Source organism: Bacillus sp. GbtcB14, assembly GCF_019091205.1.
Classification (GTDB): Bacteria; Bacillota; Bacilli; order Bacillales; family Bacillaceae_G; genus Bacillus_A; species Bacillus_A cereus_AG.
In genome coordinates, this window is the sequence record NZ_JAGXJT010000008.1 from 44,479 (window position 1) to 62,432 (window position 17,954).

Here is a 17,954-nt window from a genome sequence, read left to right on the forward strand (position 1 = left end):
TTAAAATCCCCACCACTGTAAGAGAGGTGGGGACATACCCTTGTTCATCATATCATTTTAGTAATGAGATAGGTTTTTAATAGAGCTATTTCTACCATCTTTTAGTAAGGTTTACTTTATAAGAGATATGAATTTTTCCATTGATGTATTAGGCCCTACAAAATGGCGTTTAATTAAGTATTGTTCGTTTGGCATCCCTTTTGTAATGTGATTACCGTGATCGGTAGTTACTGCGAACTCATAATGTTTTTTTGTTTCTTGAACAGCTAGGTCATTATAAGAACCTACTGGATAGGCGAGGGCGATGACCTTTTTACCAGTAAGGGCTTCAATTTTTTCTTTCGAACTACGTAATTCCTCGTCATAATTACTTGAATAAGCCATCATCGTATGATTAGCAGTATGCGATTGAATAGAAAAAATGCCTGAATCCATCATTTGCTTTATCTCATCTGTTGATAGACGATTTGGTTTGTCTATCTCATTTGCAGTAAGAAATTCAGTAGCCGTAGGTTGAAATCTATCATCCTTTAATTTTTGTAAAATATGAAGGGCGTTCATATTATTTTTTCGACCATCATCCATCGTTACAAAAACAGGTTTATTTACACGATTTATATCATTCCAACGTTCAAATGTGAGCATCGTATAACCGTTATCTTTTAAATACTGCATATGTTTTTCGAATTGCTCAGGTGGTACGTATAAGCCATAATCCCCATCACTTGGTCCAGGGTATTTTTCAATTGCATGGTACATTAATACGGGTACACTTTGCTGGAATGTAATTTTAGATGTTACTAGATTTGTTTCAGTATGATCTTCTTTGATTCCTACTGTTTCAATTTGGAATTCGCCACGTTTTAAATGAAATGATTTTAAATGTAGTGGGAGGGCGAAGTCACGTTCTTTTTCTTGTGAAGTAAAAGTTTGTTTGCTTTCAGGACCATCAGCAGTACGCCAAATATTGTAACGTACTTGTGTAAATGAATCTCTTAAATCCTTTGTATAAAGCGTGGTGTTTTGTGCGTTATATTCATACGGATCCCATGTAATAGTTCCTTGTGTTAAAGGAAGTTCAACTGCTTCCGCTTTTTTTGGTTCAACTGTTTGTTTCGCCGTTGCTTCTTTTATTTGTTTATCACTAGTGCTACTAGTGTTACAACCTACGAGAATAGCAGAAGAAAGTAAAGCGATATATGTATATTTTTTCATTCTATCATCCTTCTATTGTGTTTTAATTATCATTCGTATAAGTGACACTAACTCAAATTTTTGATTTTAAAGATTTGAATTATACCCTTGTCCATCATATCACTATAGAATATATAGGGGAATACATTTTTGGGATAATTAGGAAAAGATAGCTTATATTTTTCTGGTGAGGTTTACATAAAAATACATATAGAAGAAAGTAAAAAAACTCCACCTAAATTTCCTTTTGAAAAAGGAGAAGTAAGGTGGAGTTTTTTATTAAATAAACAATCCAGCGATTGTTGCAGATAAAATAGAAGCAAGTGTTGATGCAAATAGCATTTTCCAACCAAATTTTGATACGACGCTTCCTTGTTTTTCAGAAAGGGCACGGATTGTACCAACAATCGCACCAATTTGGCTAATACTTGCGAAGCTAATTAAGAATACAGTAACGATTCCAACTGTACGTGGATCTAATGTTGCAGCAGCGCCCTTTAAATCAAGGATTGCTACGAATTCATTTAAGACAATCTTCGTACCCATAATACCACCAGCTGGGATAATATCATGAGTTGGGATACCCATTAAGAATGCGAATGGGGCAAGTATATAACCGAAGATTTGTTGTAAAGTAATAGCATGTCCCATTGCACCTGAAGCAGCGCTAATTACGTAGTTTACAACTTCCATCACACCGATGAAGGCGATCATTAACGCCGCAACGATACCAGCTACTTTTAAACCATCAAGCGCACCGTTAATCATTGCACCGATAAAGCTGTCTCCGAATAGAGTTCTATCAAATTTTTGAATTACTTCGTCTTCTTTTTTCGTATCAACTGGTGTTAATAACGAACAAACGATTAAGCTTGAGAATAAGTTTAGCGGAAGAGCTGCAAGTACGTATTTTGCATCTAGCATCATTACGTATGATGCTGTAACAGAAGCAGAAACTGAGCTCATCGCAGAACAACAAATGATAAACATACGGTTTTTATTGAAATGTTGTAAATCATTTTTAATAACGATTAACGCTTCGCTTGAACCGAAGAATACAGAGTTTACTGCGTGGAATGATTCGACGCGTGGTAAACCAGTAATTTTTGAAATGGCACCGCCGACAATGCGAACGATGAATGGTAAAACACCTAAATAACTAAAGATTGAAAGTAGTGCTGAGAAAAATACGATAATTAATAATACATTTAAGAAAAAGACAAAATCTCTTTGAATTCCATTAAAGAGAAAATCGACACCTGTCGTACCAAGTTTAATTAGTTTGTTGAAAACTTTACCAATGAAAACAATGATTTGTTGACCAATCTTTGTGCCAAACATAAACCAACCGATTAAAATTTGAAAACCAATCATAATAGCAATTGCACGGAAGTTGATTTTACTTTTGTTGTTTGACAAAGCAAAACATAAACCTAAAACGACAAGAATGCCGATAATGCTCATTACGTATTGCATGTAGTTGCCCCTTTCAGAAGTTCGTATAAAGTTTGTACATAAAACGCTCGTTATATTACTAAAAATAAAACAAAGAGGTTTTATGTCATACGTAAGATGTCTGACCTTTTAGAGAAATAAAAATAAAAAAAGACCCATATGGATTCACTTTCATCTATGAGAGAAAGCTAATCAATATGAGTCCTTTTTTGCACATAGGCTAATATTCATTAGTTTTCCCCATAGTCCAGCAATTTAAGGTTGCCGGGTAGAAACTCTCGATCCATATTATCGAATATATATGAGGTAACATCGTCCGTATTAAATTAGTAGTAGCGTAACATTAACAGAGAACTATCGTCAATAGCTTTTTTTCTTCCGATAGAAATAGACCATATAAGTATGATAAAATGTAACGCAGTGTTATGAAAAAGAGAGGTCGGAAAATGAGTACAAAAATGACGCCACCAGTTGAAAAAAATGATTTTATAGATGTAGTATTTGAAGATTTAACACATGATGGTGCCGGTGTTGCGAAAGTAAAGGGCTATCCTATTTTCGTTAAAAACGGATTACCAGGTGAAGAAGCACAAATTAAAATTATTAAAGTGAAGAAAAACTTCGCATTCGGTCGTTTAATGAAGCTTCATACAGAGAGCCCATATCGTAAAGATGCAGAATGCCCAGTGTACAATCAGTGCGGCGGTTGTCAGCTTCAGCATTTAACATATGAAGGACAATTACAAGCGAAAGAAAAACAAGTACGTGACGTTATGCAGCGTATTGGTGGATTAAGCGATGTTCCTGTGCACCCTGTACTTGGCATGAAAAACCCATGGGTATACCGCAACAAAGCACAAGTACCAATTGGAGAACGTGAAGGTGGACTTGTCGCTGGTTTCTATCGTCAAGGAACACATGACATCATTAATATGGAATCATGTTTAATTCAGGCAGAAGAAAACGATACATTAATCCAGGAAGTAAAACGTATTTGTGAAAAACACGGTATTTCGGCATACAACGAAGAGCGTAATAAAGGAACACTTCGCCACGTAATGGCTCGTTACGGACAAGTAACAGGGGAAATTATGCTTGTCTTCATTACTCGTACAGCAGAATTACCAAACAAGAAAGCAATCATTGAAGAAATTGCTGCGAAATTCCCAGAAGTAAAATCAATTGTTCAAAACGTAAATACGAAACGTACAAACGTAATCTTCGGAGACACAACGACAGTACTGTACGGATCAGAATACATTTATGACTTTATCGGTGACATTAAATTTGCAATTTCAGCACGTTCATTCTATCAAGTAAACCCAGAGCAAACGAAAGTGTTATACGATAAAACGTTAGAGTACGCAAAGTTAGATGGCAACGAAACAGTAATTGATGCTTATTGTGGAATTGGATCAATCTCCTTATTCCTAGCGCAAAAAGCGAAAAAAGTGTACGGCGTTGAAATCGTTCCAGAAGCAATCGAAGACGCAAACAGAAACGCAGCACTAAACAACATGACAAACGCTGAGTTTGGCGTAGGAGAAGCAGAAGTAGTTATTCCAAAATGGTACAAAGAAGGCATAATCGCCGATACAATGGTCGTAGATCCACCGCGTAAAGGTTGTGATGATGCACTACTAAACACAATCATCGACATGAAACCAAAGCGCGTCGTATACGTATCATGTAACCCAGCAACATTAGCACGTGACTTAAAAGTACTAGAAGAAGGCGGATATAAAACGCAGGAAGTACAACCTGTTGATATGTTCCCGCATACGACGCATGTGGAGTGTGTGGCTTGGCTTAAGTTGGTATAATAGGAAAGCAGTTGATATAGAAAAAGTCTATACCATCTGCTTTTTGATTTATAAAAATACCATTCATAAGCGATTTTAGTTAAAATAAATATTGCTGATTTTCACAAATTATAAATTGAGAGTTTGAAATTGCATTCATATTGAGAGGATTTGAATTTGAAATGATAGATAATTTTTGGCGTGATTTACCACGACCATTTTTTGTACTTGCACCAATGGAAGATGTGACAGACGTTGTTTTCCGTCATGTAGTAAGTGAAGCTGGTCGCCCAGACGTATTCTTCACAGAGTTCACAAATTCGGATAGCTATTGTCATCCAGAGGGTATGAAAAGTGTACGTGGTCGTTTAATTTTTACAGAAGATGAACAACCGATCGTGGCGCATATTTGGGGAGATAATCCTGAATACTTCCGCCAAATGAGTATTGGCATGGCAGAGTTAGGATTTAAAGGCATCGATATTAATATGGGTTGCCCTGTACCGAACGTAGCATCAAGAGGAAAAGGTAGTGGCCTTATTCTACGTCCAGAAGTTGCGGCAGAACTTATTCAAGCAGCAAAAGCTGGCGGATTACCTGTCAGTGTAAAAACACGACTTGGCTTTAAAGAGTTAAGCGAATGGGAAGATTGGTTAACGCATATTTTCAAACAAGATATCGCAAACCTTTCTATTCACTTACGTACAAGAGAAGAAATGAGCCAAGTGGATGCGCATTGGGAACTAATTCCGGAAATTAAAAAATTACGTGACCGTATCGCACCAAATACACTAATAACAATTAACGGCGACATTCCTGACCGTAAAATTGGACTGGAACTTGCTGAAAAATACGGTATTGACGGTGTTATGATCGGACGAGGTATCTTTAAAAATCCGTTTGCTTTCGAAAAAGAGCCAAGAGAGCATAGCAGTAAAGAACATTTAGATCTTTTAAGACTACAACTTGATCTTCAAGATCAATATGCAGAAGTACTGCCACGCTCAATCACAGGACTTCATCGCTTCTTCAAAATTTATGTAAAGGGCTTCCCTGGAGCTGCTGAACTAAGAAATCAATTGATGAGCACAAAATCAACTGATGAAGTACGCGCATTACTTGATAAGTTTGAGGCGAGTGTAAATGCGGTAGAAAGTAGTGAAACGGTGTAACTCTCTGAAGTAGAGGGAAATGGATTCTGTTTATTTAGTTTTGACTTCTGTTGTAGATAACGATAGAAAGAAAACAGTTTTATAAATGTATTGAACCAACCAGCACTTTTGTATTTCCGTGTATGTGGAGTTTGTGGCTGGCATGTAGGGATAGTTTGAATAGACAGATGGGAATCTTGACTCAGATGAGTAGGAATTCCCATCTGTTTTTTGTTTTAATATATTAAAAAAGTAATAAGTAATGTTGTACATTTTTACCTAAATAGAGTGTTATTTGCTTCATTTTAAGTAAGCTGAGTTATATCATAAGTAAACGAATTTTAGTGGATGGGAAAATTTGTATTCCATTTAGTAATGACAACGTATGTATCTCGCAACTGAGTAATAAAAATATTAAGTGATTATGCAAATAATTCCTATATTAAATCTATAAAAAACATTATAATAGTGAGAAATATGAAATATTTTGTCGAATTGGTAATGATTGAATAGTAAACTGATAGTATTGATTGGTCTTAAATAAGAATTTAAGTTTGAATACAAATAGATATTTTCAATGAAATGGAGTTCGTTTTTATGTTGAAGGAACAAACGAGGTATTCTCGACTTGCGAATATAACTAAAATGATTAATACAAAGCTAGATTTACGTGAAGTTTTAGAGCAAGTCACAATAGCAATTTCTGAAGAAATCGTTCAATGCGATTCTGTTGGTATTTATTTACCACAGGAAGATGGGACGTTTAGGGGATATGTAGGAAAACCAGAAGTTATTAATGGATGGACACTGGATATGCATGTCATTGATACAGATATTGATTTGCTGGCGAAAGAAGTAATTGAAACAAAAAAAGCTATCTATATACCGGATACATCAAAGGATAGTAGGCCTGATCCGAGAGCGGTGGAAGGGTTTCGAATTAAATCTTTATTCGTACTTCCTATCTCTTTTGAAGAAGAGTTATTTGGTCTAGTTTTTTTATTTGATTATGGAATTCCCATGAATTTAACAGAGTCAGAAATTCAAACAGTTGAGGCATATGTGAATATGGCGGCCGTTGCCATTCAAAATGCGAACAATTTAACTCATAAGGTAAACCTTATTGCTGAAAAACAGCTTTTGCTTGATGTGACACGGGATCTATCTATGTGTTCCTCCATGCAAGAGAGTCTTGACACTTGTTTTTCATATTTGGGAAAGGTTTTAGGTAATTATAATATCGGGGTTCATTTACTAGAGCCTTTAGCTGAGAAAAGAATTAGACCAGTAAAATTAAGTAAAGATTCCGAGTGGACAGAAGAAGATTGGATGAAGACACACGATAAGATACAATTTGATCAAAGCAATGATAGGGTAACGCAAGAGGTTATTAAAACAAAAAAACCAATCTGGATTCCAGATGTTTATGCAGATTCGCGGCCAAACCATGATGTTTGTCGTAATTTTGACATGAAGGGACTTTTGATGCTACCACTGGTTTCAATGGGAGAGGTATTAGGGCAAATATCTGTAGTCAATCTAGGTGATAGTAATTTCAATTATTCTGAAGCACAAATACAGCTGTCACAATCTATTGTCGATGCAACTACCTCCACGCTATCGAATCTTCTATATATGGAAAAACAGGAAGTCATTATCGAAGAGAGAACCTCAGAAATTACCGTGAAAAATAAGGAACTGGAACGAGTAATAACAGAATTGCAGCAACTTAGCCGTGAGAAAGAATTGATTCTCAATTCTGCCGGGGAAGGGATTTTTGGTTTAGACCTTGAAGGGAATATAACCTTTTGTAACCCGGCTGGTGCCTCCATGTTAGGTTATGATATGGAAAATGAACTAATAGGAAAACCATCCAGTATGGTTTTCAACGGAATTGAAACAGGAAAGAAAAAGCAGGTGGCCTCAGGTTGCGATGAGAATTGGAATATGTACGATAAAACCGAGCAATTTTTTAGAAAAGATCAATCCTGCTTTCCGGTGGAGTATGTTATTTCCTCTATAAAAGAAGGGACCGAGATTGTCGGAGAAGTTATTACCTTTAAAGATGTAACCCAAAGGAAACAGATGGAAGAAGAAATAAAATATCATGCTTATTTTGATAGTTTAACAGATTTACCTAACAGAGTTCTATTAAAGGACAGGCTAACCCAAGGGCTGACATATGCTCAATTGCATGCTGAAAAATTAGCAGTTCTGTATTTAGATTTAGACAGGTTTAAATTTGTTAATGATACGCTCGGACATAGCTTCGGTGATCTATTACTACGAGAAGTTGCAAACCGATTAAGTGCCTGTGTCCCAAAAAGTGCTACGGTATCGAGACAGGGCGGGGATGAATTTACTATTTATTTACCCAATATCAAAAGTGAAAAAGAAGTGTTAAAGGTAGTAAATCGTGTCATTGATTCTTTTTCAAAACCATTTAATTTAGTAGACAATGAAATGTATATGAAAACGAGTATTGGTATTAGTATATTTCCTGATAACGGTGATACGACTGAAATCTTAATTAAAAATGCAGACACAGCTATGTACAAATCTAAAGAAATATCAGGAAGCAGTTATCATTTCTTCAGTGAAGGAATGGATACTAGAACCTTTGAAAGCATCAAGCTAGAAAATGATTTGTATAAGGCTTTGGAACAAGAAGAACTTGAAATCTATTACCAACCGCAAATAAATGGTAAAACGAATGAGATTGAGGGAGTAGAGGCTTTAATTAGGTGGAACCATCGAGAACATGGGATGATATCGCCTGATAAGTTTATCCCAATAGCTGAAGAAACGGGATTAATAGTCCCGATAGGTGAATGGGTTCTGGAAGAGGCCTGCAAGCAATTAAAGAAATGGCACGATCAAGGTTTCCCATTAATTAGTATGTCCGTGAATTTATCTGCACGTCAATTTGAACAAAGTGATTTATTTGCTGTCGTTAAAAATGTTTTAGAGAAAGTAGAGTTATCTCCGAGGTATATACAACTAGAACTCACTGAAAATTTAATTGTTAAAAATACAGAATCAACTTTAAAAACAATGAAGAAATTAAAAGGTCTAGGAATAAATCTCGCTATTGATGATTTTGGCACTGGTTATTCATCTTTAGGTTATTTAAAAAAATTGCCTATTTCAACATTAAAAATTGATAAATCCTTTGTGCAAGACATGACAAAAGATGATGCAGCCATTACGAATACTATTATTACGCTGGCTAAGAATTTGAATCTTGACGTTATTGCTGAAGGTGTTGAGACAAAGGAACAGGTAGCCTTTTTATCTGCACGAAATTGTTATTTAATGCAAGGGTATTTCTTCAGTCGTCCTATAACGGCTGAAGACATGGAAAAGCTTTTTAATAGAGAAATCACTTTTAAATGAATGGGGAATAAACATGAGAGCAGCTCGAAATGTATTAGAATATTTAATAGCTAATGAAGTTCAACATATATTTGGTATTCCAGCCGGTTCTGTAAATGCGTTTTTCGATGAGTTGTATGATATGCCTGAATTAACACCAATTGTAGCAAAGCATGAAGGTGCCGCATCCTACATGGCCGCCGCTTATGCGAAATACACAAACCAGCTAAGTGTATGTATTGGTTGTAGCGGACCAGGTGCCACAAATCTTGTCACAGGTGCTGCCAATGCCATGCGAGAGCATTTACCCGTTTTATTCATTACAGGTGCTGTACCCATGAATACGGTAGGCTTGAATGCATCACAAGAATTAGATGTAGAACCAGTCTTTAGGTCTGTTACAAAATATAGCGTTACGGTTAATGATGTAAAGGATGTACTTAAAGAAGTCGCACTAGCTATTGAAATTGCTATATCAGGAGTACCAGGACCTGTACATGTTGCGATACCGATTGATATTCAACATGAAAATATAGAAAGTGTTGAAATGCCACCACTTCCTAAAAGACTTCCTACTGTTCCTGACCTAGGCACAATAAAAGAAACAGCTAGAGAACTGGTAAAAAGGGATAAAGGTTATATTTTTGCAGGACAGGGAATAAGAAATTCTGTTGAGTCATTAATAGAGCTGGCAGAACTGCTGAATTGGCCGATTATAACAACTCCACAAGCAAAGGGATATATCCCTGAGGAACATCCGCTTTTAGTCGGAGTGTTTGGATTTGCCGGTCATGAGGCTGCCTCTGCATTGATTAATGAGGGTGATGGAAAAGCATTATTGGTTGTAGGCTCCAGCTTAGGAGAAACTGCGACAAATAATTATAATGGAAACTTAATAAAAGATCGCTTCTCTGTTCAAATGGATTTTGACCAATCTGTCTTTAATCGGAAGTACAAAGTGGATATTCCAGTACTAGGCGATATAAATTTAAGTTTATTAATGTTAATAGAAGAATTAAAGACTTTAGGGTTGCAAAAGGATAGCTCTGAACTTACCGTTGAAAAGAAGAAAGAGGAAGAGAATACAGAGGAATATAATACGAAAAATGTTCTCCTGAACCTTCAAAAATGTTTACCGTCAACTACTAGATATACCATTGATATTGGTGAATTTATGGCGTATGTTATCCACCACATGAAGGTCATAGATTTTGATTCCTATAATATTAATGTACATTTTGGCGCAATGGGAAGCGGAATTGGTTCTGCGATTGGTTCAAAACTGGCTGAACCGGAGCGTCCGGTTGTATGTATTACTGGTGATGGTTGCTTCTTCATGCACGGGTTGGAAATATTGACGGCGAAGGAATATAATTTACCTATTTTATTTGTTGTGATGAATAATGCCCGTTTAGGAATGGTATATCACGGGCATTCGTTACAGTTCCGTAGGACTCATCCATCCTTCGAACAGGAATCCATTCATATTAGCGCAATGGCCGCGGCTATGAATATACCAAGTTACAGAGTCACTGAATTAGAAGATATCAATCAAGATGTTATAAACGGCTTGATGAATTCAAATGGACCAGCAGTTCTAGAGGTAGCTTTAGTCGATAATAATACTCCTCCTATGGGAGATAGAGTTAAATTTTTATCGTCTTTTGGAAAATAAGTTTATTTTATTCACCGAATAAAAAAATCATATAGGGATTCCCTATATGATTTTTTTTATAAAGATGGATATGAATCGTGAATTTCCTTAAGGATCGTTCCGATGATCTGCCCTTTAAAGGCATCCGGAATTGCTTCTCCAGATGGATTTGAGTAATAGTAACATCCGGCGTTTTCATCGCAAGAGAACCCAAAGTTTGTTAATGATTGCTGTAGGGTCTTTGGCAACTCTTCTAATCCAGTTTGTTCAGTAAAATAGTCAGTGGTGAAAATTTTCACATCAACATCTCCTAATCCAGTATGAACAACAAATAAGTCTTGTTCATCCCGAACAACCCACTGGTCTTTAGAAAATAAAGAAATTCTCGCTCCCTCTAAAGAGGATATCGCATCTAAGTTAATACCAAAAATTTGATTGATAAGTTGGCGAATCTCTATTCCTGTGACCGTTCCTCCGTAATGCGCGAGGGTAGAATCTATAGCCATTTTAGCAATGTTCTCAGTTGAGGAAACCGCTCCTGCCATGATCCATTCTTTGGATAGGACAGGTTTAGTTGTTAAATCAAATTTGAAAATGGACATTACAATGTTACAAATCTCGGTACTGGTTATTTTTCCTTGGTGAGAATCAAGATGTTTGTCCATTAATTCTACTTTTTTCACTCGGTCTAAACCTTTTTTTAACATGTACAACAAACTCCGATCTTAAAAATAAAGTATGCTTTTTTATCCATAACATAGAAAGGGTTTACAAATCACTTACCCTTCCGCCGAAAATATAGGCTGGATATCCTCCACTCAACTGAAGGCCCTTAAAATGTTGTTACTCTATTATACTAATTAATATCTGTGTATTGTTATAAAAAAATTAAGATATATTTTATAGAAAAAAGGGAACTAAAAAGCATTCGAATCTCTTCCTAGATTTAATCCTAACTAGCATTAATCCACCTAAGACTACAAAACCTCCCCCTAAAATGTTAAAGTAGTAACTTAACGACATTCATTTATACATGCTAAAAGCATTACTATAATCAACATTTCAGGAGGAAAAACAATGGCAATGAGCAATAACGATATATTAAAAAGAGTAAGATATGCTTTAGATATAAGAGATATAGATATGGTAGAAATCTTTAAACTTGGTGGTATGGAAGTAACGAAAGAAGACGTAGTTGATATGCTTACAAAAATAAAGAGAGCGCCTCAGCATGAAGCTGAAAATGATGATGTAATCGAAGATGAGTACGTACTAACATGCGATATGATGATGTTAGAGGCATTTCTCAATGGATTTATCACTTTAAAAAGAGGGAAGCAAGATCCGAAGCCAGGACAACCGGCACCTGTACAAAGCAAAGAGAGTGCGAATAACCTTCTTCTAAAGAAAATGAAAATTGCACTATCTTTAACGAGTGAGGATGTACTTGATATATTAGATAGCGTAGGTGTTACGGTAACAAAGGGAGAACTAGGCGCCCTATTAAGAAAAAAAGGCCATAAAAATTACAAAGAGTGCGGCGATAGATACGCAAGGAATTTCATTAAAGGATTAGGTGTAAAGTATAGAGGATAATAAGTCCGTTAAGGCGGTAAATGATATAATAGATAGAGTAGGGCGTTCATGTCCTATTCTTTTTTATTTGTAAAATAATACGTTAGGTGATGAAATGGTACATACATATTTAGGTGAGACAATTCATTTTCATATAACTTATAAAAAGAAAAAGTCGGTGCGTCTTTTTGTAGATTCGTACGGAAATGTGGAAGTGCAGGCTCCAAAGGGAACACCTGTTGAATACTTAGTCCAGTTGCTAGAGGAGAAGTGGGATTGGATTCAGAAAACACGTAAGGAAATGCAAGAGCGAGCGCTTGGACCGCAGGAAAAGGATTATGATCAAGGAGAGGGCTTTCTGTATTTAGGAAGTATGTATCCGATACAGATTTCTCAAGATGCAAGTATTATGCAAGACAGTGCAGTGTTTGAAGGAGATAAGCTACATATTTATGTGAAAGAGCTTAAGGATGAGAAAATCCAACAAGCTTTAAAACGATTTTACTATAAGCAGTGTAAGTCATTAGTAGAGAAGAGTATTAAAGCACATCAAAGTAACTTCAAAACAAAACCTCGTTCTATTCGTATTACAGATAGTAGCCGCACATGGGGCACTTGTGATTCAAATTTACAACTAACATTCAATTGGAAGCTAGCGATGGCACCACAGCGAGTAATTGATTATGTAGTTGTTCATGAAATGTGCCATATGGTTCATTTAAATCATGATCGCTCTTTTTGGCGTCTTGTCGGGAAGATAATGCCTGATTATAAGGAAATGGAGAACTGGTTAGCGTTATCTAGTTGGAAGATGACGGTTTAATAATGCACTTTATATAGGTTGCGATTATTGTAAATGTTTATCGGTAAGTCGATATATCTCAAAAATCGCTGATATATTTGGAGTTGCAATCGATATGTTCAATGAAGAAAAAGGAGATGTCACAGCAGACATCTCCTTTTTCTTACGTAGCAATTATCGTCCAAATTTCACAACAAAATCTCCGTCTATTTTCTCCATCTCATACCCACGATACCCTTCCGAAAGTAACGCCTGCTGTCCACCAGCATCGCTCATCAGAACGTTCTCAATCTCCGTCCAATCTCTTACCTTGTCCCCACGCAATTCCTTCACAAACACATATCGCATACTACCACCATACTTCTCTTTCAGCGCAGCAATCTTCATCCCTTGCGCGAACTTATCCTTCAAACTCGGAATGTTAAAAGGTGCAACGGTGCAGCAAACGTAATCGTATTTGCTATCTTCTTTTTGTAATTCGTTCATAATAACTGTAGCTAATATTTTTTGCATCCCATTTCCTCGGCTGTTCGGATGAACATTTGAAATTTCTTGATAGATGACGCGATGTAGTTCGCTTTCGGGCAAACCAATATCAAGTCCTAAATGTTCATCGTCGATAGGAGGGACGAGTAGAGCGCGAAATGCGATGAGTTCGTTTTCGATAAATGCTCCGATCATCATGCCGTTTCCTTCTAGAATGTACTGAAATTCTTCTAACGAGAGTGGTTGTAAGCGACTTTTATCTTCTAGCGCTTCAACTACGACGTTTTGTAGTGATAAAATTTGTTCGATGTCCTCTAGTGATAGTAATGTAACGTGAAATGGATCGTTATTTTGTTTTAATGATCCTTTGTATAGAACTTTCATGCGTTAGTCCTCCTTTAGCGTACAATGTCTTGAAAGACGGTTAGTTCTTGTAATGTATCTTCATTTATTTCAATGCCTAATCCCGGTTTTTCGTTTAGGCGAATAAATGGTACGTCGTAATGTAGGTTTCCGATGTCTTTTGTGAATTTTAATGGCCCTGTTAGCTCGACGCTAGTAATGATTTTTTTTGAGAAAGCGACATGGAATCCTGCGGAAGAGGCAACAGATGATTCGACCATGGATCCAACTTGGCATTCAATGCCTGCCATTTCAGCTTGATGAGCGAGTTTTACAGCTGGATATATGCCACCGCATTTCATTAGTTTTATATTTACTTTATCAGCTGCGTCTAGTTTAATAATTTGACGCATTTCACGAGAGCCCTTTAATCCTTCATCAATCATAAGTGGAAGATCTGTTTTAGAACGAATATGAGCCATTGCGTCAATATCGTCTGCGACAACAGGCTGTTCAATCCAGTCGATGTTTAAATGTCCTAATGAACGAAGTGCTGTTAATGTGTTTGCACTATTTTTCCACCCTTGGTTTACATCAACGCGAATCGCGATATCATTTCCTACACGTTTACGTACAGCTTCAATACGTTTTACATCCTCTTTTACATTTGTACCGACTTTCATTTTGAAAGATTGGTAACCTTTCTGAATCATAGAGGCAGCTTCTTCTGCCATGTATTCTGGATTAGCAATACTTAAGACGTGAGTGACAGGAAATTCTTCATGGTAGCGCCCGCCAATTAATTGATATACAGGTTGATGTAATTTTTTGCCCATTATATCAAAACAAGCAATATCAATCGCGGCCTTCGCAGTAGGCACACCGTAAATTATATTGTCCATCATATCGTGTATTTTCTCGATATGCATTGGGTTTTGCCCGATGAACGCAGGAGCAAGTGTATGTTTTAAAGTATGGAAAGTACTTTCCCATGATTCGCCTGTAACGTGATCATCAGCAACGCCCTCACCATAACCGATAATACCTTCATCTGTTTCCATTTTGACGATAATAGAAGGCATATCAGAATAAGAACCATAACTAATAACAAACGGATCGCGAAGCGGTAAACGAATTGCGTAAAGATGAATAGCTGTAATTTTCATTAGGTAGAGACCCCTTCCTGTTTACAATAGTTTTGTACATTTGATATAGTTGACGTTAAATAGTCGTTAATTAATGATAAGGAGTTAGAGAAATGATGATAAAAATTGCAGTTGTCGGTTCAAAAGAGTTTATGGAGACACTTTTACCTGTCGCTCATAAACTAGAAGAAATAGAGATTGATCCATATATTTACCTTCATCCGGCGGAATCTTCTGAACTATTAAAGCGTTTAAAGCCTTGTGATTTCATCTTTTTCTCAGGTGCTTTACCTTATTATATGGCAAAAGAAATAAGAGAACAATTACGAATTCCAAGTACGTACTTACAGCAAGACGAGACAACTGTCGCATCTTCCATTCTTTCTGTCATGTATCACCAAGGTATTCAACCACATAAAATTTCAATTGATTTAGTAGACCGCTCATTCATTACAAATGTGTTCCATGATATCGGTATAAAAGAAAGTCCACAAGTGTTAGATTATAAAAATATGCTGTGGAGTAAAGATGAAATAAATAGAGTTATGGATTTTCACATAGCTAAATATCAATCTGGAGAGGCTCATTTAGCTTTAACTAGTATCCATGCTGTCTATGATGAACTTCAAAAAATAGGTATTCCTTCAGAGCGTATGATAGATCCGAAGCAATCGATTATACATGGTTTACAAGATGCAAAAATAAAAGCTGAGTTAGCAAAAAGCCATTCAGCTACTGTTGGTGCTTGCATGATTACTTCTTTAGAATTACGAGAAGGTTTGCTTGAGCAATTAGATTTCATTTCAAAAGAACTGCGTGGTTCATTTAAAAAAGTTGATGAAATGACGTTCATTTTGTATACGACTCGTGGTGATATTGAATCGATTATAAAAACAAATATGATAAATAATTTATTTGCGAGTATAGAAGGAACGATAGCTATTGGATTTGGTTACGGAAAAACTGTGAAAGAAGCGGAGCAAAATGCTAAAATCGCTCAAAGTTTCGCGAAGAATAATCCAATAGACCACTGCTTTTATATACTAACAAGTGATAAAGAACTATTTGGTCCGTTCCCGAAAGAACAGAGAGTACAAAGTTTGAAGAATGACAACCCAGAACTAATGAAAATAGCGAAGGAAACGAAACTTAGTCCAGCAAATTTATCAAAAATTATTCAATTTAGTCAATCACATCCGTCATTGAAGTTTACAGCAGCAGATCTTTCTGAATACTTACAAGTGACTCGCCGATCAACAGAAAGGTTATTAAAGAAACTAGTTGATTATGGGTATGCTCATATTTGCGGCGAGGAAATGCCCTATCAACAAGGGCGCCCTCGCGCAATATATGAACTGAATTTACCGTTATCTTTAAGCTTCTAATTGAGCTTTTTGTTTTTTTAGTAGTTCTGCTTTTTCAATGTCTGATAGTTTCGTAATTGTGAGACCAGTTATGCCGTAAAGGATTGAAATAATAGGTACGATGAAATTTAATATAGCATAAGGAGCATATTCGAATGCGCCAACTCCAAGTGTTGCGAGTATAAATACACCACATGTATTCCAAGGGACGAACACAGAAGTTAATGTTCCGCCATCTTCTAATGCTCTGGATAAATTTTTAGAATGTAGCCCTTTTTCTGTGTATGCATTTGCGTACATTCTTGAAGGAACAACAATTGAAATATATTGTTCAGAGCAAGTAAGGTTGGTTGCAAAGCAAGATGCGATAGTAGAAGCGATAAGTCCTTTTGCTGATGTCGCTAATTTTAAAATTTGATTTACAATTGAGCGAAGAATACCAGTATGTTCTAGTACTCCTCCGAAAGTCATAGCGACAATTGTCATAGAAACTGTATTCATCATCGAATCTAAGCCACCGCGGTTAAAGAGTTCGTCTACTAGCTTGTTGCCAGTGTCTATGACAAATCCATTTTGGAGTGCACCGACAGATGCGGAAACAGAACCGCCTTGAATAAAGACTTGTGATAAGAATCCTAAAATAATACCTACGAGAATAGCTGGTATAGCAGGAACCTTTTTAGCGACCAATACCATAACGACTACAGGTATGATTAATAGGAAAGGTGAGATAACAAAGTTTTGTTGCAATACTTGTAACGTTTGATCGATGCTTTTTGCATCAATATTGTTAGCTCCGAAGCTTCTTCCTAAGAATGCATAAACGATAAGAGTAATAATTAAACCTGGAATTGTAGTAAATAACATGTGACGAATATGTGTGAATAAATCTGTATTTGTTAATCCTGCGGCTAAGTTTGTTGTGTCTGAAAGCGGTGACATTTTATCGCCGAAATAAGAACCGGAAATGATAGCACCGGCAACCATTGGAGCTGGGATTCCCATACTTAGGCCAATTCCCATTCCTGCAACACCAATTGTTCCCATTGTAGACCAAGAGCTACCGATAGCTAATGCAACAATAGAACAAATAATTGTAATTGAAACTAAAAATAGTGATGGAGTTAAAAGATTTAAACCGTAATAAATCATTGTTGCGACGATTCCGCCGCCAATCCAAGCACCGATCGTTAAACCTACTAGAATAATGATAACGATAGCGGGTAATGCGAGGCGAATTCCTTTATACATTGCTTCTTCAATATCGTGCCATTTGTAACCGTAACGCCAAGCGACGATAGAAGCAACGGTAGTACCGATAATAAGTGGGACGTGAGGGCTTTGTTTTAATACAACAATTGTAACCATCATAACTGCAACTGTAACGATAACAGGGATCATTGCTACGCCAAAAGGTATTTCTTTTTTCATAAACTGCCTCCTCATTATGTATGTTTGTATTTTTAGAATTGTCGCAAAATAGACGTTATTAAATTATAATAACTAAAAATTGATATGAGCGTCAATAAAAAACAGAAAATAAGGAATGTTCTATCGTTGTGAAGTGAGTGGAAATAAGTTGTCGATCGTATTTAAAAATAAACAATTG

The 17,954-nt window shown here is 36.3% G+C and carries 13 protein-coding genes and 1 riboswitch; of the genes, 7 read left to right on the forward strand and 6 right to left on the reverse strand.

The window, feature by feature from the left end; all coding sequences use genetic code 11:
- Nucleotides 1-111 precede the first annotated feature (111 nt).
- Together KVT31_RS21680 and KVT31_RS21685 are read right to left on the reverse strand one after the other, a co-directional pair.
- Nucleotides 112-1,215 carry a polysaccharide deacetylase family protein gene (locus KVT31_RS21680; RefSeq protein WP_088094939.1) on the reverse strand — a complete coding sequence of 368 codons (1,104 nt, stop codon included), beginning with the start codon at nt 1,213-1,215 and terminating at the stop codon, nt 112-114.
- A gap of 258 nt (nt 1,216-1,473) precedes the next feature.
- On the reverse strand, nt 1,474-2,670 hold the full coding sequence (locus tag KVT31_RS21685; RefSeq protein WP_088094940.1) for a NupC/NupG family nucleoside CNT transporter: 1,197 nt from the start codon (nt 2,668-2,670) through the stop codon (nt 1,474-1,476).
- A 202-nt stretch (nt 2,671-2,872) separates the two neighbouring features.
- Nucleotides 2,873-2,974, reverse strand: a riboswitch (purine riboswitch).
- 121 nt (nt 2,975-3,095) lie between these two features.
- On the opposite strand from KVT31_RS21685, the gene rlmD reads away from it, so the two are divergent.
- From rlmD to KVT31_RS21705, 4 genes are all read left to right on the forward strand, one after another.
- Complete coding sequence (gene rlmD / locus KVT31_RS21690) at nt 3,096-4,472, forward strand: 23S rRNA (uracil(1939)-C(5))-methyltransferase RlmD (RefSeq protein ID WP_016133496.1); 1,377 nt, start codon at nt 3,096-3,098, stop codon at nt 4,470-4,472.
- Between the two features lie 161 nt (nt 4,473-4,633).
- Nucleotides 4,634-5,623: a tRNA dihydrouridine synthase gene (locus tag KVT31_RS21695; RefSeq protein WP_088094941.1), complete on the forward strand. Its 990-nt coding sequence runs from the start codon at nt 4,634-4,636 to the stop codon at nt 5,621-5,623.
- Between the two features lie 576 nt (nt 5,624-6,199).
- Nucleotides 6,200-8,998 carry an EAL domain-containing protein gene (locus KVT31_RS21700; protein WP_088094942.1) on the forward strand — a complete coding sequence of 933 codons (2,799 nt, stop codon included), beginning with the start codon at nt 6,200-6,202 and terminating at the stop codon, nt 8,996-8,998.
- 13 nt (nt 8,999-9,011) lie between these two features.
- Nucleotides 9,012-10,652, forward strand: a complete 1,641-nt coding sequence (locus KVT31_RS21705) for a thiamine pyrophosphate-binding protein (protein ID WP_088094943.1) — start codon at nt 9,012-9,014, stop codon at nt 10,650-10,652.
- Nucleotides 10,653-10,708: 56 nt separating this feature from the next.
- Here the strand turns inward: KVT31_RS21705 and KVT31_RS21710 are convergent, their stop codons facing one another.
- Nucleotides 10,709-11,338 (reverse strand): hypothetical protein, encoded by a 630-nt coding sequence (locus tag KVT31_RS21710; RefSeq protein WP_088094944.1) that lies wholly within the window; start codon nt 11,336-11,338, stop codon nt 10,709-10,711.
- Between the two features lie 370 nt (nt 11,339-11,708).
- Here KVT31_RS21710 and KVT31_RS21715 point away from each other — a divergent pair, with 370 nt between their 5' ends.
- Together KVT31_RS21715 and KVT31_RS21720 are read left to right on the forward strand one after the other, a co-directional pair.
- Nucleotides 11,709-12,227 (forward strand): YehS family protein, encoded by a 519-nt coding sequence (locus tag KVT31_RS21715; protein WP_016089521.1) that lies wholly within the window; start codon nt 11,709-11,711, stop codon nt 12,225-12,227.
- Nucleotides 12,228-12,321: 94 nt separating this feature from the next.
- Nucleotides 12,322-13,029 carry a M48 family metallopeptidase gene (locus KVT31_RS21720; RefSeq protein ID WP_088094945.1) on the forward strand — a complete coding sequence of 236 codons (708 nt, stop codon included), beginning with the start codon at nt 12,322-12,324 and terminating at the stop codon, nt 13,027-13,029.
- Between the two features lie 153 nt (nt 13,030-13,182).
- Here KVT31_RS21720 and KVT31_RS21725 read toward each other — a convergent pair whose 3' ends face one another.
- Entirely contained in the window at nt 13,183-13,878 is a 696-nt protein-coding gene (locus tag KVT31_RS21725) for an N-acetyltransferase (protein ID WP_088094946.1), read from the reverse strand.
- Nucleotides 13,879-13,892: 14 nt separating this feature from the next.
- Complete coding sequence (locus KVT31_RS21730; protein WP_088094947.1) at nt 13,893-15,002, reverse strand: mandelate racemase/muconate lactonizing enzyme family protein; 1,110 nt, start codon at nt 15,000-15,002, stop codon at nt 13,893-13,895.
- A gap of 92 nt (nt 15,003-15,094) precedes the next feature.
- Here KVT31_RS21730 and KVT31_RS21735 point away from each other — a divergent pair, with 92 nt between their 5' ends.
- Nucleotides 15,095-16,366, forward strand: coding sequence for a transcriptional regulator (locus tag KVT31_RS21735; protein ID WP_088094948.1), 1,272 nt, complete (start codon nt 15,095-15,097; stop codon nt 16,364-16,366).
- Here the strand turns inward: KVT31_RS21735 and nhaC are convergent.
- A complete protein-coding gene (gene nhaC, locus KVT31_RS21740) occupies nt 16,355-17,776 on the reverse strand; it encodes a Na+/H+ antiporter NhaC (protein WP_088094949.1) in 1,422 nt (473 codons plus the stop codon). The genes KVT31_RS21735 and nhaC overlap by 12 nt on opposite strands.
- Nucleotides 17,777-17,954 lie beyond the last annotated feature (178 nt).